This is a genomic window from Streptomyces sp. NPDC003635, assembly GCF_053587635.1.
Window position 1 is genome coordinate 1 of sequence record NZ_JBSFOK010000072.1, and the last position, 21,804, is coordinate 21,804.

General features: G+C 72.3%; 21 protein-coding genes and 1 pseudogene. 10 read left to right on the plus strand and 12 right to left on the minus strand.

Features of this window, described 5'->3' with window-relative positions; all coding sequences use genetic code 11:
• Together ACWDRW_RS37755 and ACWDRW_RS37760 are read right to left on the minus strand one after the other, a co-directional pair.
• On the minus strand, positions 1-620 hold a 620-nt coding region (locus ACWDRW_RS37755), incomplete at its 3' end, for a maltotransferase domain-containing protein (RefSeq protein WP_451732284.1).
• Positions 621-694: 74 nt separating this feature from the next.
• Complete coding sequence (locus ACWDRW_RS37760; RefSeq protein WP_451732287.1) at positions 695-994, minus strand: DUF5133 domain-containing protein; 300 nt, start codon at positions 992-994, stop codon at positions 695-697.
• A 293-nt stretch (positions 995-1,287) separates the two neighbouring features.
• On the opposite strand from ACWDRW_RS37760, the gene ACWDRW_RS37765 reads away from it, so the two are divergent.
• Positions 1,288-1,800: a pep a2 gene (locus tag ACWDRW_RS37765; RefSeq protein ID WP_451732290.1), complete on the plus strand. Its 513-nt coding sequence runs from the start codon at positions 1,288-1,290 to the stop codon at positions 1,798-1,800.
• The gene (gene glgX / locus ACWDRW_RS37770; protein ID WP_451732293.1) at positions 1,797-3,947 is read left to right on the plus strand and encodes a glycogen debranching protein GlgX; all 2,151 of its coding nucleotides are present in this window, start codon (positions 1,797-1,799) and stop codon (positions 3,945-3,947) included. The genes ACWDRW_RS37765 and glgX overlap by 4 nt, the downstream gene beginning before the upstream one ends.
• A gap of 2 nt (positions 3,948-3,949) precedes the next feature.
• Here glgX and ACWDRW_RS37775 read toward each other — a convergent pair whose 3' ends face one another.
• On the minus strand, positions 3,950-4,753 hold the full coding sequence (locus ACWDRW_RS37775; RefSeq protein ID WP_451732296.1) for a VOC family protein: 804 nt from the start codon (positions 4,751-4,753) through the stop codon (positions 3,950-3,952).
• 170 nt (positions 4,754-4,923) lie between these two features.
• Between ACWDRW_RS37775 and ACWDRW_RS37780 the strand changes: the two genes are divergently transcribed.
• Complete coding sequence (locus tag ACWDRW_RS37780; protein WP_451732299.1) at positions 4,924-5,259, plus strand: ANTAR domain-containing protein; 336 nt, start codon at positions 4,924-4,926, stop codon at positions 5,257-5,259.
• Here ACWDRW_RS37780 and ACWDRW_RS37785 read toward each other — a convergent pair.
• Positions 5,256-6,047, minus strand: a complete 792-nt coding sequence (locus ACWDRW_RS37785) for a SigB/SigF/SigG family RNA polymerase sigma factor (RefSeq protein WP_451732302.1) — start codon at positions 6,045-6,047, stop codon at positions 5,256-5,258. The genes ACWDRW_RS37780 and ACWDRW_RS37785 overlap by 4 nt on opposite strands.
• A gap of 431 nt (positions 6,048-6,478) precedes the next feature.
• Here ACWDRW_RS37785 and ACWDRW_RS37790 point away from each other — a divergent pair, with 431 nt between their 5' ends.
• Complete coding sequence (locus ACWDRW_RS37790; protein WP_451732305.1) at positions 6,479-6,994, plus strand: hypothetical protein; 516 nt, start codon at positions 6,479-6,481, stop codon at positions 6,992-6,994.
• Positions 6,995-7,052: 58 nt separating this feature from the next.
• Here the strand turns inward: ACWDRW_RS37790 and hemC are convergent, their stop codons facing one another.
• On the minus strand, positions 7,053-7,988 hold the full coding sequence (gene hemC / locus ACWDRW_RS37795) for a hydroxymethylbilane synthase (RefSeq protein ID WP_451732308.1): 936 nt from the start codon (positions 7,986-7,988) through the stop codon (positions 7,053-7,055).
• Between the two features lie 122 nt (positions 7,989-8,110).
• Entirely contained in the window at positions 8,111-9,217 is a 1,107-nt protein-coding gene (locus ACWDRW_RS37800) for an MFS transporter (RefSeq protein WP_451732354.1), read from the minus strand.
• A gap of 155 nt (positions 9,218-9,372) precedes the next feature.
• Here ACWDRW_RS37800 and ACWDRW_RS37805 point away from each other — a divergent pair, with 155 nt between their 5' ends.
• Positions 9,373-10,371, plus strand: a complete 999-nt coding sequence (locus ACWDRW_RS37805; protein ID WP_451732311.1) for a DUF5937 family protein — start codon at positions 9,373-9,375, stop codon at positions 10,369-10,371.
• Here the strand turns inward: ACWDRW_RS37805 and ACWDRW_RS37810 are convergent.
• The 3 genes from ACWDRW_RS37810 to ACWDRW_RS37820 form a co-directional block, all read right to left on the minus strand.
• Positions 10,349-11,368 carry a questin oxidase family protein gene (locus ACWDRW_RS37810; RefSeq protein ID WP_451732314.1) on the minus strand — a complete coding sequence of 340 codons (1,020 nt, stop codon included), beginning with the start codon at positions 11,366-11,368 and terminating at the stop codon, positions 10,349-10,351. The genes ACWDRW_RS37805 and ACWDRW_RS37810 overlap by 23 nt on opposite strands.
• A gap of 93 nt (positions 11,369-11,461) precedes the next feature.
• Entirely contained in the window at positions 11,462-12,238 is a 777-nt protein-coding gene (locus ACWDRW_RS37815) for an NPP1 family protein (RefSeq protein WP_451732316.1), read from the minus strand.
• Positions 12,239-12,389: 151 nt separating this feature from the next.
• Complete coding sequence (locus ACWDRW_RS37820; RefSeq protein ID WP_451732318.1) at positions 12,390-13,370, minus strand: ATP-dependent DNA ligase; 981 nt, start codon at positions 13,368-13,370, stop codon at positions 12,390-12,392.
• Between the two features lie 171 nt (positions 13,371-13,541).
• Here ACWDRW_RS37820 and ACWDRW_RS37825 point away from each other — a divergent pair.
• The 4 genes and pseudogenes from ACWDRW_RS37825 to ACWDRW_RS37840 all read left to right on the plus strand — a co-directional run.
• A pseudogene (locus tag ACWDRW_RS37825) lies at positions 13,542-14,189 on the plus strand (TetR family transcriptional regulator); the annotation flags it as partial.
• A 124-nt stretch (positions 14,190-14,313) separates the two neighbouring features.
• Positions 14,314-14,781 (plus strand): MarR family winged helix-turn-helix transcriptional regulator, encoded by a 468-nt coding sequence (locus ACWDRW_RS37830; RefSeq protein ID WP_451732321.1) that lies wholly within the window; start codon positions 14,314-14,316, stop codon positions 14,779-14,781.
• A 123-nt stretch (positions 14,782-14,904) separates the two neighbouring features.
• Positions 14,905-15,306: a peroxiredoxin gene (locus tag ACWDRW_RS37835; protein ID WP_451732357.1), complete on the plus strand. Its 402-nt coding sequence runs from the start codon at positions 14,905-14,907 to the stop codon at positions 15,304-15,306.
• Between the two features lie 104 nt (positions 15,307-15,410).
• Positions 15,411-17,753 (plus strand): SpoIIE family protein phosphatase, encoded by a 2,343-nt coding sequence (locus tag ACWDRW_RS37840; RefSeq protein WP_451732324.1) that lies wholly within the window; start codon positions 15,411-15,413, stop codon positions 17,751-17,753.
• A gap of 72 nt (positions 17,754-17,825) precedes the next feature.
• On the opposite strand, the gene ACWDRW_RS37845 is transcribed toward ACWDRW_RS37840, so the two are convergent.
• Positions 17,826-18,455 carry a DNA polymerase ligase N-terminal domain-containing protein gene (locus ACWDRW_RS37845; protein ID WP_451732328.1) on the minus strand — a complete coding sequence of 210 codons (630 nt, stop codon included), beginning with the start codon at positions 18,453-18,455 and terminating at the stop codon, positions 17,826-17,828.
• Between the two features lie 77 nt (positions 18,456-18,532).
• On the opposite strand from ACWDRW_RS37845, the gene ACWDRW_RS37850 reads away from it, so the two are divergent.
• The gene (locus ACWDRW_RS37850; protein ID WP_451732360.1) at positions 18,533-19,597 is read left to right on the plus strand and encodes a LacI family DNA-binding transcriptional regulator; all 1,065 of its coding nucleotides are present in this window, start codon (positions 18,533-18,535) and stop codon (positions 19,595-19,597) included.
• Here the strand turns inward: ACWDRW_RS37850 and ACWDRW_RS37855 are convergent.
• Both ACWDRW_RS37855 and ACWDRW_RS37860 read right to left on the minus strand, forming a co-directional pair.
• Positions 19,560-20,945, minus strand: a complete 1,386-nt coding sequence (locus ACWDRW_RS37855) for a glycoside hydrolase family 32 protein (RefSeq protein WP_451732331.1) — start codon at positions 20,943-20,945, stop codon at positions 19,560-19,562. The two genes, ACWDRW_RS37850 and ACWDRW_RS37855, sit on opposite strands and share 38 nt — an antisense overlap.
• Entirely contained in the window at positions 20,942-21,796 is an 855-nt protein-coding gene (locus ACWDRW_RS37860; protein ID WP_451732333.1) for a carbohydrate ABC transporter permease, read from the minus strand. The genes ACWDRW_RS37855 and ACWDRW_RS37860 overlap by 4 nt, the downstream gene beginning before the upstream one ends.
• Between the last annotated feature and the right edge of the window lie 8 nt (positions 21,797-21,804).

Sequence of the window (21,804 nt, forward strand, 5' to 3'; positions counted from 1 at the left end):
GGGAAGAACTCGTACCAGGAGCCGTACAGGGCCCGTTCCCGCTCGACCAGCAAAGGCAGCGGATCGGAGGCGGTGACCAACTCCCGCAACGGATAACGCGACAACACCTCGTGCACATCGGGCCGGAAGGCGGCGGCCAGCCGGGACACCACGGGAAGCGAGTCGTCCAGGAGGGACCCGGCCGCGCGGACGAGGACCTGCCGCTGGTCGGCGGGCACCCCGGCCGCCGCGCGCTCGAGGAGGTCGGCGCCCTCCTCCAGGACCACGCCGACATCGATCCCGGCCGGCACCTTGATCCGGGCCTTGCGGCGCCAGGTCGTCACCGGGTCGCTCCAGGCCTCGACCTGGAACGTCCAGTGGCCGGTGGCGGTGGGGGTGACCTCGGCGCCCCAGCGGTCGCTGCCCGGCGCCAGTTCGCGCATCGGCGTCCAGGGGCCCGGCCGGCCCTCGGGATCCCGCAGGACGACATTGGCGGCCACGGCGTCGTGCCCCTCGCGGAACACGGTCGCCGAGACCTCGAACGTCTCGCCCACGACCGCCTTCGCCGGGCGCCTGCCGCAATCCACGGCCGGCCGCACATGCCGTACCGGGATGCGGCCGATGGCCGCGGTTGCCTTCATGGTCTCCTCCGCCGTAGTCGTGGCCGGGCCCCATCGAGGGCCCGGCCGGGGATTCAAGCTGCGTGGGAAGGGATCTACCTTCCCGCCCGGGAACGCCGCTTGGTGCTGGGTGGACCCCGTCGGGCCGCGCGGCCGGGACGGGGTCGTTCGCTCTGCTCGCGCAGATAGGTGCCGAGGCTGGTGCGCAGATAGCGCTCGGCGGCGTCCGCGGCCTCGCGCGCGCAGCGCTTGCCCATCAGCACACACAGCGTGTAGCCCGAGTCCTCGAAAGTGGCCCTTACCGCGCTGTCGTTCGGGGACGCGAGCATGACGCGTTCCCAGGCCCGGTAGCGCCCAAGCTGGCGGGCGACTTCGGCTTTGGCCGGTAGCAACATGACGCCGTTCACCTCTCGGGATTCATGGCAGGCCACCACCGCGTACTCAGGGGGTGGCGTTGCGGACACACGGATGGGCATGGGTCTTCACTCATGGTGCACGTGTGGCGACTCAACGTCTTGTTAGAGCTTCAACTATGTCGCGTGTCGCTCATCGTGCTCGTGTTGCACGAATGGCGTAGCACTCTCACTCTTGAGGTGACTCTGAAGCGATCAATGCTCACGCTTCGCGTTCGGGGCCCGTCCCGCGGGGACGGGGAAGCGCCGAGCCTCGCCGGTGAGGAGCGAACGAGATGAAGACCGCAGTGCCCTGCTACTACCACCTCGACGTGGAAGTCAGCCCGGAACGGGTCGGACAGGTCAGGCGCATCCTGGCCGCTCACCTCAGGTACTGGGACCTGGAGAACCTGGTGGAACCCGTCTGTGGCGGTGCCGAACTGCTGCTGACCGCCATCGACGAACACGCCACGGACAAGAACACGTCGATCGAGATGTGGTGGAACGGCCAGCACCTGATCACGGCCATCGGGGACAACGACCGCGAGCTGCGCCCGGACCTGGAACTGCGCGGCTGCCTGGAACAGATCGCCGCGATCAGCGACGGCTGGGGCTGCTGCGCCACGGACACCGGCAGCAAGGTCATCTGGTTCTCGCAGCGGGCCCGCGCCGGCGAGCGCGTCCCGCTGGTGCCGACCGCCCCGGCGCCGAGCCTGCGCGAGGTGCTTCAGGTGCCCCGCGAGGTCCGGACCGCCTCGCTGGCGGCCCCGGCCGACGCTCCCGAACGGCTGCTGGAGGAGGCGCGGTGACGGCGCGCAAGAACCGCGCGGGGGTGCCCGTCTGGAGCGGGCACCCGTACCCGCTGGGCGCCGCCTACGACGGACAGGGCACCAACTTCGCCCTGTTCAGTGAGGTCGCCGAGCGCGTCGAACTGATCCTGGTCGACGAACGCGGCCGGCACAGCGCGGTCGAACTGACCGAGGTCGACGGGTTCGTGTGGCACGGCTACCTGCCCGGCGTCGGCCCCGGCCAGCGCTACGGCTACCGGGTGCACGGACCCTGGGCCCCGGCCCTCGGCCACCGGTGCAATCCGGCGAAGCTGCTGCTGGACCCGTACGCCCGTGCGGTGGACGGCCAGGTGGACAACCACGCCTCCCTCTTCGAGCGGGCCCCCGAGGGGCCCGCCCCGGGCGACAGTGCCGGGCACACCATGCTCGGCGTGGTGACCGACCCGTACTTCGACTGGGGCGACGACCGACCGCCCAGGCGGCCGTACGCCGACACCGTCATCTACGAGGCCCATGTGCGCGGCCTGAGCCGCACCCACCCGGATGTCCCCGCCGAACTGCGCGGCACCTACGCCGGGCTCGCGCACCCCGCGATCGTCGAGCACCTGACCTCGCTGGGCGTCACGGCCGTCGAGCTGATGCCGGTGCACCAGTTCGTCCAGGACGGCGTGCTCACCGACCGGGGCCTCGCGAACTACTGGGGCTACAACACCATCGGCTTCTTCGCCCCGCACAACGCCTACGCCGCGCACGGCACCCGGGGCCAGCAGGTCAGCGAGTTCAAGTCGATGGTGAAGGCGCTGCACGAGGCCGGCCTCGAAGTGATCCTCGACGTCGTCTACAACCACACGGCCGAAGGCAACGAGAAGGGCCCCACCCTGTCTTTCCGGGGCATCGACAACGCCTCCTACTACCGGCTGGTGGACGGCGACTGGTCGCACTACTACGACACCACCGGCACCGGAAACAGCCTGCTGATGCGGCACCCCTACGTGCTGCAGCTGATCATGGACTCGCTGCGGTACTGGGTCACCGAGATGCACGTCGACGGCTTCCGCTTCGACCTCGCGGCGACCCTGGCCCGGCAGTTCCACGAGGTGGACCGGCTGTCGGCGTTCTTCGACCTGATCCAGCAGGACCCGGTGATCAGCCGCGTGAAGCTGATCGCCGAGCCGTGGGACGTCGGTGAGGGCGGCTACCAGGTGGGCAACTTCCCGCCCCTGTGGTCCGAGTGGAACGGCAAGTACCGGGACACCGTGCGCGACTTCTGGCGCGGCGGCGAACACACCCTCGGCGACTTCGCCTCCCGGCTGACCGGCTCCTCCGACCTGTACCAGCACAGCAAGCGCCGCCCGCGCGCCAGCGTCAACTTCGTCACCGCGCACGACGGGTTCACCCTGCGCGACTTGGTCTCGTACAACGACAAGCACAACGAGGCCAACGGTGAGGGCAACCGGGACGGCGAGAGCACCAACCGGTCCTGGAACTGCGGGGCCGAGGGCGAGAGCGCCGACCCGGCCGTGCTGGAGCTGCGCGCCCGCCAGCAGCGCAACTTCCTCGCCACACTGCTGCTCTCGCAGGGCATCCCGATGCTGTGCCACGGCGACGAACTCGGGCGCACCCAGGGCGGCAACAACAACGCCTACTGCCAGGACAACAAGGTCTCCTGGATCGACTGGCGACTCACCGAGGAGCAGCGCGAACTCGCCGACTTCACGCGGTACGTCATCGAGCTGCGCACCGCCCACCCCGTGCTGCGCCGGCGCCGCTTCTTCCGTGGCGAGACCGTCACGCACGCCGGACAGCCGCTCCCCGACCTGGTATGGCTGCTGCCGGACGCCCGCGAGATGACGGAGGAGGACTGGCGACGCTCCGACGCCCACTGCGTCGGCGTGTTCCTCAACGGCGACGCCATCGCCGAACCGGACCAGTGCGGCCGCCCGGTCGTGGACGACTCCTTCCTGCTCCTGCTCAACAGCTACTGGGAGCCGGTGGAGTTCCAGCTCCCGGACCCGGCGTACGGCGAACGCTGGACGACCCTGATCGACACCGCCGAGTCCCAGGGCGCCCCCGACGAGACGGAGCACAAGGCTGCCACCACCCTGACGGTCACCGAGCGCAGCCTCGTACTGCTGTCGCGCCCGTCCCGCTCAGCGTGCCCGGCGTGAGGTCACCGTTCCCGGCGTGAGGTCACCGTGAACTGCGCGCCGTCCGAGTCCCGCAGGACCGCCTCGTCCTCGGTCTTCGACAGGACGCTGCCGCCGTGCTGCTCGGCCGTCCGGGCGCACGCGGCGACGTCCCGGACGGCGAAGTGGACCTGCCAGTGCGGGCGGATGGTGGGGTCGGGGGCGGCGCCGAGGGCCCCGGACTCGATCCGGGCCACGACGTCTCCCTGGCTGCGCAGGACGACCTCGCCCCCCTCGTAGTGCACCTCGCAGCAGCCCGGGCGCTGCGAGGCCCAGTCCAGGACCTCGCCGTAGAAGATCGCGGAGTCGAAGGCGTCGCGGGTGTGGAGCCGGATGAAGGCCGGGGAGGAGCGGCGCCAGGTCTCCCAGTCGCCGACCAGCTTGCCTTCCCAGATCCCGAAGGTGGCGCCGTCCCGGTCGGCGAGCAGCGCCGCGCGGCCGGGCGGGAAGGAGAGCGGTCCGACGGCGGCCGTGCCGCCGCGCTCCTGCACCCGCGCCACCGCCTCGTCCGCGCTCGGTACGGCGAAGTAGGGCGTCCAGGCGACGGCCATCTGCCACATCGTGGCGACCGCGGCGATCCCGGCGACGGGCACACCGTCGGCCAGGGCGATCCGGAAGCGCTCGCCGAGCGTGCCGGTACGCCAGCGCCAGCCGAAGACGGCGCTGTAGAAGTCCTGGGTGGTCTCCAGGTCCCGGCTGGTCAGGCTCACCCAGCAGGGCGCGCCGAACACGGAGTGCGTGGAGACCACGTTCTTCGTGCCGCTGGGGACCTTCGTGTCGTGATTCATGGCTGTCGCGTCCTGGTCTCACCGGGCCGGCGGCCACCGGCGTCTCTTCCCAGTGTCCGGCCGGTATCCGTTGCGGCGCCTGCCGAGTACCCCGGCCGGTTCGCCGAAACAATGATGATTCCACCCACCACGCGGTGGCATACCGCTGCACGAGTGACGAGGATGGATGAGTGACCCGTGTACCCCGCGAGCCCGCCGATGAGACCGACCGCATCTCCGAGCTGGAGGAAGAGGTCGACCAGCTGAAACACGCCGTCGCGTCGCACGCCGTCGTGGACCAGGCGATCGGGATGATCGTGGCCCTCGGCCGGGTCGCCCCGGAGGAGGGCTGGACGGTGCTGAAGGACGTGTCCCAGCACACCAACATCAAGCTCCGCCAGGTGGCTGACCTCATCCTGGTCTGGGGTCGCGACGGGGAGATGCCCCCGCAGATCCGCGTCGAACTCGAGGAGGCTCTCGAGCGGCACGGTCCGACGCAGATCCCGGGGGTGGCCGAGGAACTCTAGGGCGCCTTGACGAGCAGTTCCTCCCGCAGCTGGGTGAAGCAGCCGCTGAGCAGCCGGGAGACGTGCATCTGGGAGATCCCCAGCTGCTGGGCGATGCAGCTCTGGGTCATGCCCCGGAAGAACCGCAGATAGAGGATGGTGCGCTCACGCTCGGGCAGCCGCTCCAGGCAGGGCCGGACGGCGACCCGGTCGACGACGACGTCGAAGGCGGGATCGGGTCCGCCGAGGGAGTCACCGAGGGCGTAGCCGTCGGTGCCGGGCATCTCCGCCTCCAGCGACAGTGCGGAGAAGCAGTCCAGGGCCTCCATCCCGGTACGCACCTCGTCCTCGGTCAGCTCGGTGAGCTCGGCGATCTCCTGGACGGTGGGGGCGTGCCCCTGGGAGGTCTGCGACAGCTCCTTGGCGGCCTGCCGCACCCGGTTGCGTAGATCCTGGACCCGGCGCGGCACGTGCAGGGTCCACATGTGGTCCCGGAAGTGCCGCTTGATCTCGCCGGTGACGGTCGGCACCGCGTACGCCTCGAAGGCGCAGCCGCGGGCGGGGTCGTAGTGGTCGACGGCCTTGACGAGGCCGAGCGCGGCCACCTGGTACAGATCCTCGAGAGCCTCGCCGCGTCCCTTGAAGCGGACCGCGATGCGCTCCGCCATGGGCAGCCAGGCCTGGACCAGTCGGTCGCGGAGCGCCTTGCGCTCCGGTCCCTCGGGCAGCCGCGCGAGCCGAGCGAAATCGGCCGCGGTGTCGGGGGCGTCGTCGTGCGGGTGCTGCTTCGTTCTGCCGGTGGCGGACATGAAGCGCACCTCCCTCAGCAGGTGCTGGATGGGGCAGTCACCGTGGGAAGCACGAACTTCGGACCGCGCGGAGCGACATCCGGGGCCCGTCAGCCGGGCTCCCACGGACGTGCCTCCTGTCCGAAGCACTTCATAGAGGATTCCCAGCCAAGGCCGTCTCAAAACAATTGCCCCGATTTAAGTGAATATGGTGCACATTCCGAAGTCGCTCGAATCCGGTGCGTGAGAGTCACCCCGGATCCGGGTCGCCGACGTGATGTGCGGCACGCTCGTGACCCCGCTCGACGGACCCGTGCGACGGATAGTGCCTGGGCAGCGCTTGATCAGCGATCAAAGCGGGTGAATGCGCTGGCCACAGCGCATTCCGCTCATTTGACAGTGGTCCGAGCGCACAGATAGGAAGCAGCTCTCTGAGGTCGAAGAGGTGCAGTGTGTGCGAGCCGAACGTGGTCGGGGACTGGCAGGAGTACGACGAGCATGCCGGTCTGCGCGTCCGCGTCCACCGTCTGGAGAAGGCCGAGCCTCCACGCGGACGTGACGACGCCGCCGAGGGCCTGGCCTACTTCCGCCTGCGCGTGACCGTCGAGAACCGCGGCGAGCGGCACTACGGCATCCACCTCGAGGACGGCCAGCTCGACGTGCGGATCGGCACGGACGGCGAGGGCGCCTTCATCGACTGGCGCAACTCGCAGTTCATCGAGGGCTTCGACGTCTATCCGCTGCGCCGGGCCACGGCCGTGCTCTACGCGGCCGGGCCCGAGGAGAACCTCGGTCAGATCGATGTGCAGATCCAGCTGCGCGTCGACGAGGAGTGGACCGAGCGCAGGCTGTGGGCGGGCGGCATCGGGCTGTCCGAGGACCCCCTCCAGGCCGGCGCGGGACGGGAGTGCCTGGCCCACCAGGTGAGCAACTTCCTGCGCGACCAGGCCGAAGAGGGCACCGCCTGACACGAGCGCCGCGCGCGGGGCGCGGGATGCTCTCGCCTCAGTGCGGCGCCCCCTCGCCTCAGTGCGGGATGCCGTCGATGATCTCGCGGGCGCCCTGACGCAGCAGCGCCACGGCGACCGAGGTGCCGAGCGTGGCCGGATCCAGTCGGCCGGCCCACTCGTGGGCGTTCAGCCGGGTCTTGCCGTCCGGGGTGAACACGCAGGCCCGCAGGGCGAGTTCCCCGCCGTGCTCGACGCGCGCGTACCCGGCGATCGGGCTGTTGCAGTGCCCCTGGAGGACATGCAGGAACATCCGCTCGGCGGTGGCCTCCCGGTGGGTGTCCGGATCGCCGAGGCCGCTGACGGCGTCGATCAGCTCGCTGTCGCCCACACGGCACTGCAGGGCGAGGATGCCCGCACCGATCGGCGGCATCATCGTCTCGGGGGACAGCACCTCGCTGATCACGTCCCGCCGTCCGATGCGCTCCAGACCGGACACCGCGAGAAGCAGCGCGTCGGCCTCGCCCGCGCGCAGCTTCTCCAGCCGCCGGTTGGCGTTGCCGCGGAAGGGCACGCACTCCAGATGCGGTTGGGTCGCGGCCAGTTGGGCGATCCGGCGCACCGAGGAGGTGCCGATGCGGGTGCCCTCGGGCAGTTCGTCCAGGGTGAGCCCGTCCGGATGGATGAGGGCGTCCCGGATGTCGTCCCGCTTCAGGAACGCGGCGAAGACGGTACCGGCCGGCAGCGGCCGGTCGGCGGGCACATCCTTGACGCAGTGCACCGCGAGATCGGCCTCTCCGGCCAGCAGGGCGGCGTCCACCTCCTTGGTGAACGCCCCCTTCCCCTCGACCTTGGACAGGTCCCCCATCCACTTGTCGCCGGTCGTCCTCACCGGCACGACCTCGGTGCGCACCCCCGGATGCAGGGCCGTCAACTCGGCTCGGACACGCTCCACTTGGGCGAGCGCCATGGGCGAGTCGCGGGAGACGATACGGATCAGTTCGGGGACGGACATGCCGCCACGATAGACCTTCCGATCACAAGCCCCCTGCCGTACCGCTCGATTCCCGTCGCGCAGGGGCGTGGACGCCGTTGTCGTGCATGGTGAGGGCGGCGGGCCCGCGAGATGCATGTGCGCTACGGCGTTCCGCGGCCCCGCGTGAGGACCGTGAGCGCCCCGGCCGTGAGCAGGCCTGCGACGAGGAAGGTGCCGCGTACTCCGAGGGGTCCGAGCAGGGCGCCGCCGAGGAGGGCGCCGACGGCCACGCCCGCGTTGAAGGCGACCGAGTTGGCGGCCAGGGCGGACTCGGTGCGGCCCGGGGCCACGTGCAGCACCTGGCTCTGCGAGGCCATGAACGCGGGGCCCACCGACGCCCCGAGCAGCATCAGCAGCGCGATCGTCGCCACCGGGTGGTGGCCCGCCGTGTACAGGCCGAGCAGGGCGATCAGCTGAGTGGTCACCGGCACGGCGAGCGTGGCGCGCGGGAACCGGTCCAGGAGCGGCCCGGTCACGGTCACCCCGGCAAGGCCCGCCGCCCCGAAGGCCAGCAGTACCGCCCCCACCGCGTCCTCGTCGAACCCGCTCACCTCCTCCAGGAAGGCCGCGATGTAGGTGAAGGCGGTGAACACACCCGTCACCGACAGGGCGGTGGTGGTCACGACGACGAGGAAGCGGCGGCGGTCGGGGCGGACGCCGTAGGCCGAGTGGCTCTCCTGCGGGCGGGAGGTCGGCAGGAGCACGGCGACCGTGACGAGCGACACCAGCGCGAGCGCGCCGAGCACCGCGAACGGGGTCCGCCAGCCGGCCTGCCCGCCCAGCCAGGTCCCGGCCGGCACGCCGAGCACCGTGGCCAGCGAACCGCCGACCGACAGCAGCCCGATGATCCGGCCGCGCCGCTCGGGCGGGTACAGGCCGACCGCGACCGGCCCCATCACCGACCAGTACAGCGCCTGCGCGAGCGCGGTCGTCGCACGGGCCCCGGCCAGCGGGCCGTAGGAGACGACGTCCATGGCAGAGGCCCAGCTGGCCGCGGCGAGGAGGCCGAGCAGGACGACGAGCAGATGGCGGCGGGGGACCGCGCGGGTGGCGTGGGCGAGGGGCAGTGACACCACCACGACGGTGAGCGCGTAGCCGGTGACCAGCAGCCCGGCCCTCGGCAGCGACACCCCGAGGTCCTCGGACATCCGGGGCAGCAGGCCGACGGGCAGGTTCTCGGTGGTGTTGAAGGTGAACGCGGCCAGCATCAGCGCCGCGACGACGGCGCCTTTGCGCCAAGCCGCGTCGCGATCCACGGCTGTTGATCGGTAATCGGTCACCGGGCCACCCTGCGGGGCCGGTGACGGCGCCTCTACTCTTTCGTCCCAGGCCGAATCGAGGCCGGGAACCGAGGGAGGCCGCCTTGCCCCTGACCCTGGACCTGGGCACCGCCGACCTGACGCGCTGCCGGTTCGCGATCTCGCCGCTGTGCCAGACCCACGAGGCGCTACGACTGCTGCGCCGCCCCGCCCGTCACGGCTACCACCGGAGCTGGCTGCGCCGCGTCCGCCGAACCGTCGCCGGACTCGACCTGGCGCCGCTGTGGCTGTTCATCCCGCGCCCCGGCGGCTACACCCCCGACTTCCTGGGACCGCCGCCGACCGAGCCGTACCCCCGGATCGAGGACGAGCTCGCGCGGATGCGCGCCACCGACCCGGCCCTCGCGCACGCCGAGATGGCCCGCTCGCTGGCCTGTACGCCGGGACTCGCGGCCTCGCCCCAGGGGCGCGCGGCGCTCGACGACCCCGCGGCCACCGTGCGGCGGCTCGCCGATCTCACCGAGCGGGCCTGGCACGCCTTGCTCGCCCCCGACTGGCCGCGCCACCGCGCCGTGCTGGAGGCCGACGTCGCCCACCGCTCCCGGCAGGCCGCCGGCGGCGGACTCGACGCGCTCCTCACCGGCCTGCACCCCGGCATCGGCTGGTCGGGACACACCCTCACCCTGCGCATGTACGACGACCTCGTCGACGCCCAACACGCCGACGGGCGCGGTGTGGTGCTGATGCCGAGCGTGTTCGTGTGGCCGGACGTGGTCAGCGGCTTCGCCCGCCCCTGGCAGCCCACGGTCATCTACCCGGCGCTCGGCATGGGCCGTCTGCACGACCCCGCCCCGCCGGGCCCGCCCGAGGCTCTGGCCCGGCTGCTCGGCCACCAACGCGCGGCGATCCTCGGCGGGTTGGCGGCCCCCGCCTCGACCACCGAACTCGCCGGCCGGCACGGCCTCGCCGCGTCGACCGTCTCGGCCCATCTGTCGGTGCTGCGGGAGGCGGGCCTGCTGACCTCCCGCCGCGAGGGGCACTACGTCCTGTACGGGCGGACCGACCTGGGCGACAGTCTGGTCAGGGGACCAGCGGCTCGCTGAGCTCGATCGCCCGCTGCGCCGCGGCGAGCGCGAGGTCGTCGCCGACGTCCAGGGCCGTGTCGGTCAGCTTGATGACGTGTTCGTCGCCGTGGGCGAGGGCCCGCTCCATGACCTCCTCGGCGGTGAGGCGGGCGGGCGGCTCGTAGGCGACCGGTTCGTCGGGGCCGTACATGGCCGTGACGGCGGCGGACGCGGTCCAGGCCGCCCGCAGGCTCGGTGCCCACAGCTCACGGGGCAGCGAATCCAGCGTGCGCAGGACGGCGTTGGGCGCGGTCGCCGCGTGCACGAGCATCGTCGGCTCGCCGTGGCCGTGGGTGGCGTAGCGATGGGTCGTGGCGCGGACCAGTTCGGTGAGCCGGGCCCGGGCGGTGTCCGGGTCGGTGACGTCGTCGGCCCAGAGGGGCAACCCGTGCACGGCGGCCAGGCGGTTGAGGAAGCCCACATGGCCCCGGGGGATGGTGGGCACGGCGTCCAGGGCGGCCGAGGCGGTCGGCGCGCCCGGCAGCACGGCGACACCGGTCACCGGCTGGTGGCGGGCCGCCCAGTAGCCCAGGGCGTGCGCGAGTTCGGTGCGCCGGGGCGCCGTCTCACCGGCTTCGAGGGCGCGTACGGCGTGGCCGGCCCGGATGACGACGTGGGTCGCTCCGCCGTACATCCCGGGCAGCAGGCGCGGCCACCACTCGGCGAGGACGTCCCGCCAGGGACGCGTCGCGAGGATGCGGGTGAAGTGGTCCGTCCAGTCCGCGATCCGGCGCGGATCGCCCAGCGCCGATTGCCAGTTGTCATCGGTGACAGGGTCCGTGCGGCCGGGGAAGTCCTCCAGTCTGTCCCGGTACAGGTCCACCCAGCGGTGCACGTCCCCCGCGTGCCCGTGCGCGGCGAGCGCCTCGACGACCATGGGCGCGTGGTTCGTCAGCCAGCCCTCCCGTTCGGGGCCGGCTGCGTGCAGGCGTTCCAGGGCTTCTTCGAGCTGTCCGCTCGTGTCGACGGTGTCCATGATGAGCACGCTAGACACCGTCCGACGCCGCCGGATCGGGCCCGGGGCGGAGGCGCCGAGCGGCGCTGGTCCTAGTCCCCGGGCCCGAGGGCCTCAGGCGTACGGGTCGAAGGTGATGCCCGACGGCTTGGCGGAGGAGAGGTGGTTGCCGAAACTGGCGTCCTTCAGACCGAAGTGGGCGCTGCCGAAGTCGTACGCCACGAGCTTGTCGCGGACACCGGAGGGGTAGCCGTTCCAGCCGACCAGCGGCGGGTACTGCCAGGTGCCCTTGTGGTTCTCCGGGGGCTCGTCGTTGGAGTTGGCGAGCCGGAAGCAGTGGGTGCTGATGCCGTCCTTGTGGTACACGATCTTGGCGTGCGTGCCCTCGAAGCGGACCGAGGACGCCGCGGTCACCGTGAACGAGCCGTGGTTGGACGTGGAGACGTACTTGACGGAGCCGCTCTGCACCCAGATCACGACGTGCTCCCAATCGTGCCGGTGCCCGCCGATGCTGGTGCCGGGAAGCGCCTGGTCCTTCTCGAAGTACAGGCCGTACAGGTAGGCGCACCAGCCGTTGTTGCACTTGTAGCGCGAGTAGCTGTTGGTGTTGTCCAGGTCGGAGGCGTCACGGCAGTTGCCGTTGAGGGCGCCGGTGGGGTTCAGGCCGCCGTTGACGGTCCCGTCGGCGCTGATCGCGGGCGTGGCGTAGCAGCCGTCGGTGTCGTAGTCGAAGGCCGGTTGGTACGTGAACTCGGCGGACTCGGCGTTGGCGGGCAGGGCCGGCGGCGGGGCCGCGAAGGCGACGGAGGGGAAGGCGATGACGAACACGGCCGCACCGGCGAGACCGGTGAGCCATCTCCTGCGGTGCTTCTTCGACGACGATGACGACACTGCGTCCTCCTCGGGGCGCGGGCGCGGCCCAACGACTGTGGGGGAAAGGGAAGTTCGGCTTCCCGACTGCGACGCTCAGCTTCCCGATTTTTCATGTCCGCGCCAAGAGGGGGCAGGCGTCCGAGCGGTTACGGACACCCCAATACTTGGATCATGGCTGTGCGTCGGGCAGGTCCGCCGAGGACTCCTCCGGCGTGAGATCGGGCCGCAGCCGCAGCCAGGACGGCTGCCGCAGCAGCCCGGCCCGGGTTCGGGTGCTGAACCGCACCTCCCCGACCAGCCGGGGCACGACCCAGCGCGCGCCCGGGACCGCGGGCACGGGATCGAAGGGGCACACGTCCGTCGCGGCCGCCCGGAGCAGCCCGGCAAGCTCCCTGCGCTCCTGCTCGCTCCAGCCGGTGCCCACCCCGCCGACGTACCGCAGCCGCCCTTCGGTCCGCTGACCCACCAGCACCGCGCCGGGCAGGCCGGTGATCCGTCCCTTCCCCGGCAGCCAGCCGCCGACGATCACGTCCTCGCTGCGCATGTTGCGGATCTTGATCCAGTTCCGGGAGCGCACCCCGGGCTCGTACACGGAGTCCAGCCGCTTGCAGACCAGACCCTCCAGACCGTGCTCGCGCGTGGCCCGCAGCGCCTGCTCGCCGTGGCCCACGAGGGCCCCGGGCGTGGACCAGTGCGGTCCGTCCAGGCCGAGCCCCTCCAACCGCTCGCGGCGCCCCAGATAGGGGAGTTGGAGCAGGGGCTGTCCGGCGAGATGCATGACGTCGAAGAAGACCAGATGCGCCGGCACCACAGCGGCCCGGGCCGCCGCGCGGGCCGGTGCGTGGGCCAGCCCCATCCGGGACTGCAGCAACTGGAAGTCGGCACGCCCCTGCTCGTCGAGGGCCAGCACCTCCCCGTCCAGCACCGCCGGGGTGCTGCCCAGTGCGCCGCCCAGCGGCCGCAGTTCGGGGTAGGCGGCGGTGACCTCCTCGCCGGAGCGGGCCCGCAGGACCAGGCCCCCCTCCCCGTCGAGGTAGGCCACCACTCGCTGGCCGTCCTGCTTGGTCTCGTACGCCCAGCGCGCGTCCTGAGCGACGGGCGGCAGAGCGCCGGGGGTGGCGAGCATCGGAGGGATCAGCGGCAGGCTCACGGGAGAGTTGTCGACGGGCGGACCGTCAGCCACGCCCCGTGGCCTCGGGTTTCGCCTGAACGGCCGCCGCGTGGGCTGCTGCCCCGAAGCAGCCGCCGAACGGCGGACCCGCGCCGGGCCGAGGGGCCCGCCCGCGTGGGCTGAGGCGAGGGTCCCGGTGTGGTGATGAGCATGGCAGGCAGGGCGGTGCGGGCGGGGCAGGTCAGCGCGACCCGGGAGCTGATCCTGACCGCGGCCGAGCGGCTGTACGCCGAGCGCGGGGTCTTCGCGGTCTCCAACCGGCAGGTCGGCGAGGCCGCCGGGCAGGGCGACAACACCGTCGTCGGCTACCACTTCGGCACCAAGACCGACCTGGTCCGCGCCATCGTGCGCAAACACGCGGCGCCCATCGAGGAGCTCAGGACCGCCATGGTCGCGCGGGTCACCGGCTCCACGGAGCTGCGCGACCGGGCGGACTGCCTGGTGCGGCCCGTCTACGAGCATCTGGGCGCCCTCAACAGTCCCACCTGGTACGCCCGCTTCTGCGCCCAGGTCATGACCGACCCGGCGCTGCACCGGATGATGTCGGAGGAGGCGCTCGCCTCGCCGGCGCTGCGGGAGATCGTCACCGGCCTGCGCGCCAGTCTGCCCGGCCTGCCCGATGACATCCGGACCGAACGCGGTGACATGGCACGCCATCTCATCGTCCACATGACCGCCGAGCGGGAACGCGCACTCGCCGAGAACGCGCGCACGCCCCGCACCGACTGGCAGGACGCCGCGACCGGCCTGGTCGACGCCCTCGTCGGCATGTGGCAGGCCCCGGTCACGCCACGGGGCCGACCGACCCGCGGGGCCGCCTTTCTCGTCCCGATCGTGCTCGCGCACGCCCGAGGCTGCCCCTGGGGGAGAGGGGCGGCGCGGGCCGGCCCGAGCGGGAGTCCCCGGCGCTCCCTCCGCGGAAGTGGCCGAGATCGAGCGCGCGCTGACCCGGATCACCTACCTGAGCACCCGCGCCCGCCACCACGAACGCCTGATGGCGCTGGCGGGCGTGCCGATGGACCGGGCCGCCGTGGCGCTGCTGCGACAGGTCGCCGAGAGTGAGCCGCTGCGGCCGGGGGAGCTGGCCACCCGCCTCGGCGTGGAGGCCTCGCACGTCACACGGACCGTGCAGCAACTGGAGGGGACCGGCTACCTCTCCCGCGTCCCCGACCCCGCCGACCGCCGGGCCCAGCGCATCGAACTGACCGAGACCGGCCGGTACGCGGTCGCCAGCGTCCGCGAGGCGGGCTCCCGGGGGATGCAGCCGGCGCTGGCCGACTGGAAGCCCGAGGAGCTGCGGCAGCTCACCGGTCTGTTCCACCGGATGGTGGACGACTTCCTCGCGTACGCCGTGGACGAGGAGCCGGATCAGCAGGCGGCCACCCCCTGAGCTCTACCCTCCGGTAACATCCGGCGGCAGACGGTCCGGACCACGGAGGGGACAGAGTTGAGCACACGTGTGGGCATCGGTGACACGGTCGAGGACTTCGCCCTCCCCGACGAGACCGGCACCATCCGCAAGCTGTCGGAGCTGCTCGCCGAGGGGCCGGTGGTGCTCTTCTTCTACCCCGCCGCCCTGACCCCCGGCTGCACCGCCCAGGCCTGCCACTTCCGCGACCTCGCCACCGAGTTCGCCGCCGTCGGCGCCCGGCCCGTCGGCGTCAGCGGTGACCCCGTCGAGCGGCAGCAGGAGTTCGCCGGACGGCACACGCTCGGCATGCCGCTGCTGTCCGACGTCGACGGCACCGTGCGTGAGCGGTTCGGCGTGAAGCGCGGCCTCTCAGTGGCCCCGACCAAGCGGTCCACCTTCGTCATAGGGCAGGACCGCAGGGTGCTGGAGGTCGTGCGCAGCGAACTGCGCATGAACACCCACGCCGACCGCGCGCTGGAGGCGCTGCGCGCTCTGCGGGGCTGAGACGGCCCCGAGGGTATGGCGGAGGGGCTGGCGGACGGGCTGAGGGCCCGCCCGAAAGGCCCTCGCGGTTGATGGGCCGCGCCGACCGGACCATTCTGGACACTATGGAGCATCTCGCCGCGGCGGCGACCCTGGACGCCCACGGCACGGTGACGGGGTGGAGCGAAGGTGCCCGGACGCTGACGGGGTACCTGGCCGAGGAGGTCGTCGGGCGTCCGGCGGCCGAGCTGCTCGCCGAGGAGGTGCCGTCCGCGGCCCTGGTCGCGCGGGCCGGGCGGATCGTCCTGCGGCACCGCGCCGAGGGCACGGTGGCCGTCACCGTCGCGGCCTGTCCGCTGCTCGGCCCCGACGGCTCCGCCGCGGGCTTCGTGGTCACCACCGAACGGCACCTCGAGGGGCCGGAGGCCACCCTCGCCGCACGCGCCTTCGAACAGGCCTCCATGTCCATGTCCGTCTTCGACACCCAGCAGCGCTATCTCCGGCTCAACGAGGCCGCCTGCCGGGTGATGGGCGTCCCCGAGGAGGCCCTGCTGGGCCGGCCCTTCCCGGAGACCGTCGAGGACGCCGAGCACAGCCGCGGGTTCCACGACAACCTGCGCCAGGTCGCCCGGACCGGCCGGCCCGTCCGCTACGAGAGCTTCACGGGCGCGCCCGCCCTCAACCAGGACCACGCCTGGAGCATCGAGATGTGGCCGGTCCGGGACGACGACGGCGAGGTCGCGGCCGTCGCGCTCGCGGCTCTGGACAGCAGCGACCAGTACTGGGGCCGGCAGCGGCTCGCCCTGCTCAACGAGGCCGCCGCCTCCATCGGCACCACCCTGGACGTGGTCCGCACGGCCGAGGAGCTCGTGGAACTCCTCGTCCCCCGCTACGCCGACTTCGTCAGCGTCGACCTCCTGGAATGGGTGCTCGGCGCCGACGAGATGCCGACCGTGCCGGAGGGCGATGTCGTGCTGCGCCGCGTCGCGCACGGCTCCGCCCACGAGGGCACCCCCGAGGCCGCGGTGCGCCTCGGCGGCACCGACGTCTATCCCGAGTACTCCCCGCCGGCCCGCGCCCTGCACACCGGACGGGCGGTGCTCGGCCAGGCCGGCGAGCCCGACTTCGTCGACTGGATCGCCGAGCGCAACGCCGCTGCCCCCGCCGGACGGCCGTACCGCCGCGGCGTGCACTCGCTGATGGCCGTGCCGCTGCGGGCCCGCGGCACCACCCTGGGCGTCATGGTGGCGGTGCGGATCGCGCATCCGGAGGACTACGGCGTCGACGACACCGTCCTCGCCGAGGAACTGGCCAGCCGGGGCGCCGTCTGCGTCGACAACGCCCGCCGCTTCGCCCGCGAGCGCAGCACCGCGCTGGCCCTCCAGCACAGCCTGCTGCCACGCGGGCTGCCCGGCCAGCAGGTGGTGGACGTCGCCCACCGGTATCTGCCCTCGGGATCGCCGGCCGGGATCGGCGGCGACTGGTTCGACGTCATCCCGCTCTCCGGCAGCCGGGTCGGCCTGGTCGTGGGCGACGTGGTCGGGCACGGCATCCCGTCCTCGGCGACCATGGGCCGGCTCTGCACGGCCGTACGCACCCTCGCGGACGTGGACCTGCCGCCCGACGAACTGCTCACCCATCTCGACGACCTGGTCACCCACCTCGCCTCCGACGGCCATGACGACGAGGTCGCCGAACTCGGCGCCACCTGCCTCTACTCGGTCTACGATCCCGTCTCGCGCCGCCTGACGATGGCCGCCGCGGGTCATCCGCCCCCGGCGGTCCTGTTCCCCGACGGCACCGCCCGGCTCGTCCCGCTGTCCGCCGGACCCCCGCTCGGAGTCGGCGGACTGCCCTTCGAGGCCTTCGAACTGGAGCTGCCCGAGGGAGCGGTCGTCGCGCTCTACACGGACGGCCTGATCGAGGAACGCGACCGCGACCTCGACCACGCCGAGGACGAACTGTGCCGTGCGCTGGCCACCCCCGCCGACTCGCTGGACGCCCTGTGCGACTCCGTGCTCAAGGCCGTCATGCCGGAGGAGCCCAGCGACGACGTGGCGCTGCTGCTGGCCCGCACCCGCGCCCTGGGCGCGGACCGCGTCGCGACCTGGGACATTCCCCGGGATCCGGCCGAGGTGGCCCGCACTCGGCAGGCCGCCACCGAGCAACTGGCCGCCTGGGGGATGGAGGAAGCGGCCTTCGTCACCGAACTCGTCGTCAGTGAACTGGTCACCAACGCCATCCGCTACGGCGAACCGCCCATCCAGCTCCGGCTGATCCGCGACCACAGCCTCATCTGCGAGGTCTCCGACGGCAGTTCCACCTCACCGCATCTGCGCCGGGCCCACGCCTTCGACGAGGGCGGCCGCGGACTGCTGCTGGTCGCCCAGCTCACCCAGCGCTGGGGCAGTCGGCAGACCAGCCGGGGCAAGACGATCTGGGCGGAACAGCTCCTTCCGCCGGGCTGACCACGGGAAGGGGCACCGCCGCCCCGGGTTCCGTGCGGAAGGACCCGCGGCACCCGCAGGGCGAGGGGGGCTTCACCCCTCCCCGCCGTCCTCGGCGGCGACTTGCCCGAGGGTACGGCCGGACCGTGCCGACCTCGCCCGCCGCGGATCCGGGGTGCCCTGCCTTCGACCCCGCCCGTCCTTGGCCTTCACCAGCAGCCAGGCCTCGCCGCCGTCGGATTCCGCGTCCCGGAAACGGGTCAGGGCGTACTCCCCGCGCAGCTTCGCGCCCTTGAGGCGGAAGGTCGCGTGGCCACGGTCGATGGACTCCCCGAATCCGACGGGACGGCCCTCACGGTCATGGCTGAGGGGCTCGTACGTGCCGTGGTCCCAGACGATCACCGTGCCGCCGCCGTACTCGCCCCGCGCGATCACGCCCTCGAACTCCTCGTACTCCAGCGGATGGTCCTCGGTCGGCACCGCCAGCCGCTTGTCCCGCGGGTCGTCCGACGGGCCCTTGGGGACCGACCACGACTTGAGCACGTCGTCCACCTGGAGGCGGAAGTCGAAGTGCAGGGTGCTCGCGTCATGGATCTGTACGACGAAGCGGCGCCCGTAGTCGCCGGAGGCGCCACCCGTGCCCGTCGGCTCGCGGGTCCGTGCGAAGTCGCGCTTGCCTCGGTACTTGTCGAGTCGCTCGCTCACGGGCCCCGGGTACCCCATGGGCCCGGTGCCCAACGCGGGCGCACGGATAGGGTGAGGGTGATCAACCGGTGGGCGGGACGAGGGCGGCGGACGGCATGGGCGCAGGTCAGGAGAGGCAGGCGGCGGGATCCGCCCGGCCCACGTCGCGGGATGTCGCGCGGCTCGCCGGGGTCTCGCACACCGCGGTGTCCTTCGTGTTCAACGGCCGCGCCGAGGGCAACCTCTCGCCCGCCACCCAGGAGCGCATCCGGCAGGCCGCCGCCCGGCTCGGCTATCGGCCCGACCCCGTCGCCCGCGGCCTGCGCCGTCGCCGTACGGCCGTGATCGGCCTGGTCACCGACGAGATCGCCTCCTCGCCCTTCGCGGGGCGACTGCTGCGCGGCGCCATGGAGACCGCCTGGGACAGCGACCATCTCGTGCTGACCGTGGACTCCGGAGGCGACCCGGCCAAGGAGGACGCGGCGGTCGCCGAACTCCTCGACCGGCGGGTGGACGGCATCATCTACGCGGCCATGTCCCTGCGCCGGGTCCGGGTCCCCGAGGGCCTGCACCGCACGCACTCCGTGCTGGCCAACTGCCTGCCCGAGGACGACTCACTGCCCGCCGTGGTCCCGGCCGAGCGCGCCGGAGGGCGTACGGCGGCCCGGCTGCTGCTGGACCAGGGACACCGCCGGGTCGCGCACATCGGCGGCCTCGACGACGTCGCGTCCGTCGAGCGGCTGCGCGGCTTCAGGGACGCGCTGCGGGCGGAGGGGATCACCGTCCCCAAGGAGTGGGTCGTACGGACCGGCGGCGAGATCTCCGGCGGGTACGAGGGCGCGCTGCGCGTCCTCGAAGACGCCCCGGCCGACCGCCGCCCGACCGGCGTCTTCTGCTACAACGACCGGGTCGCGGCGGGCGTCCTGCACGCCGCGACCCGGCTCGGCATCACCGTCCCCGGCGATCTCTCGGTGGTCGGCTACGACGACCAGGAGCACATGGCGGCCTTCCTCGCGCCGCCCCTGACGACGGTCGCCCTGCCGCACCGGGCGATGGGCGAGGCCGCCGCGCGCCTCCTGCTCGACGCCATCGACACCGGCCGCACCCCACCGGCCACCACCCGGCGACTGGCCTGCGAGGTGGTCACCCGCGCGTCGGTGGGACCAGCTCCCACCCCGTGACGGCGGCCCCGGCACCCGTCACCACCAGCTCCGGCACGTCGTCGTGGCGCCGGTAGACCCGCTCGGTGACGGTCGCCCGGTCGCCGACGAACAGTTCCACCAACGAGCCGTCGACCAGCACCCGGACCTCGCGGGCGGGCGCCCGCACCACGAGGGGTGCCCCGGATCCGGATCCGGTCCGCGGCCAGCCACCGCGCTCCAGCGTCACCGTTTCCCCGCCCGGGTCCAGGTGAACCGTCAGCTCCGCGCCGGAGGCCGACCGCAGCAGGCTGACGGTCGTCGGCGTACGGGCGGTGACGGTGAGGTCGTACGACCGCGGCAGCGCCGTTCTTCCTTCCGCCGCTGTGACGAACGGCTGGGCCGCGCGCAGGAGTTGCAGCTCCGGAGCGGGTACGACCTGCAGCGCCCCGTCGGGATGGACGTCCACGACTCGCGGCGCGGTGAGGACACCGGCCCAGCCCGCGCGATCGACCTCGCGCTGCTCCCGCGCCTCCCACGACCAGCCCCACACCAGGGTCCGGTCCGCTTCCTGGAGCACGGCGGGCGCGTAGAAGTCCCGTCCGTGATCGAGACGGCCTCCGCCGCGCGCCTCCATGCGCAAGCCGCCCTCGGCGCCGACGGTCAGACGGCCCGTCAAGTAAGCCGTGCCGCACGGATCGCCGTCCCACAGCGACACCACCAGCACCCACTCACCGGTCGACGTCGCGAACAGCTGCGGGCACTCCCAGCCGACCGCCTTGTCGCCGAACGTGTCCGTCGCGACCGGGTCGTCGCCGTCGAGCAGCACACCGGCGAACCGCCAGTCGGCGAGGTCGTCGCAGTCGTACAGCAGGACCGACGGCGTGCCGTCGGCGTGGCCCGCGCCGACCAGCGCCCAGCGCCGCCCGGCGTGGCGGAAGACGAACGGGTCGCGGAACATCACCACGTCCAGACCGGGCGGCGGACCGGTCACCACAGGGGTGGGCAGCGGCTTCCAGTCGGTCAGTGTCTCGTCGTCGGGCACGACCGCGCGGGCCAGACAGACCGAGCCGAGGCCCTGGTGGTGCCGGTCGATTCCCGTGTACACGGCGGTCGGCACGCCGTCGTCGTCGACCACGCACCCCGACCAGCACCCCGCCTCGTCGGGGCCGCCGGGCGTCGGGGTGAGCGCGATCGGGTGGTGCTCCCAGTGGGCGAGGTCGGGGCTGGAGACATGGCCCCAGTGGACGTTCGCGTGCACCGGGGCGGCGGGGTTGTGCTGGTAGAAGAGGTGGTAGCGGTCACGCCAACGGAAGGGCCCGTTCGGGTCGTTGATCCAGTTGGCGGGTGGGCGGACCCGGAAACGCGGGGCGTCGGGGTCGTGGTTCAACGGTTCACTCCAGCGGAGGTGATGCCCTCGCGCAGAGGGCGCTGGCCGACGACGAAGACGGCGACGGCGGGGATCATGGACAGGACGACACCGGCGAGCACGACCGAGATCGAGCCGGTGCCGAGGTTGCCCTGGAGCGAGACGAGCCCCAGCGGCAGGGTGTAGTTCTGGCCCGAGGTCTCCAGGATCAGCGGCCGGAAGAACTCGTTCCAGTGGTAGTTGAAGGCCAGCACGCCGACGATCGCGAGCCCTGGGGTGGCGAGCGGGGCGTAGACCGAGCGGAAGGTGCGCCAGGGCCCGCAGCCGTCCAGCATCGCCGCCTCGCCGAGGTCCTTGGGCATGCCGAGGAAGTACTGGCGCATCAGGAAGGTGCCGAAGGCGGTCGGGAAGGCCGGGATGATCAGACCGAGCAGGGTGTCGGTCAGGCTCATCGACTTCAGGACGAGGAACACCGGCACGACGGTGACCTGGAGCGGCACCATCATCGTCGCCAGCACGAGTGCGAACAGCGGCTTCTTGAACCGGAACTCCAGGCGGGCGAAGGCATACCCGGCGAGCCCGGCGGTGATCATCTGGCCGGCCGCGATCAGTCCGGTCACCAGGGTCGAGTTCAGGGCGAGCAACCAGACGTCGATCTGCTCGAAGACCCCGCTGTAGGACTCCGTCGTCGGGTTCGTCGGGATGATCCTCGGGGGCAGGTCGAAGGATTCCGCGGGGGTGCGCAGCGAGGTGGAGACGGTCCAGATGACCGGGCCGAGGGTCAGCAGCGCGCACACCGCCAGACCGGCGATCCGCGCCCAGGGCGCCAGTGAGTACCGGGCACGACTCAGGGACAGGGTTGCTTGGCTCAAGGGACTCA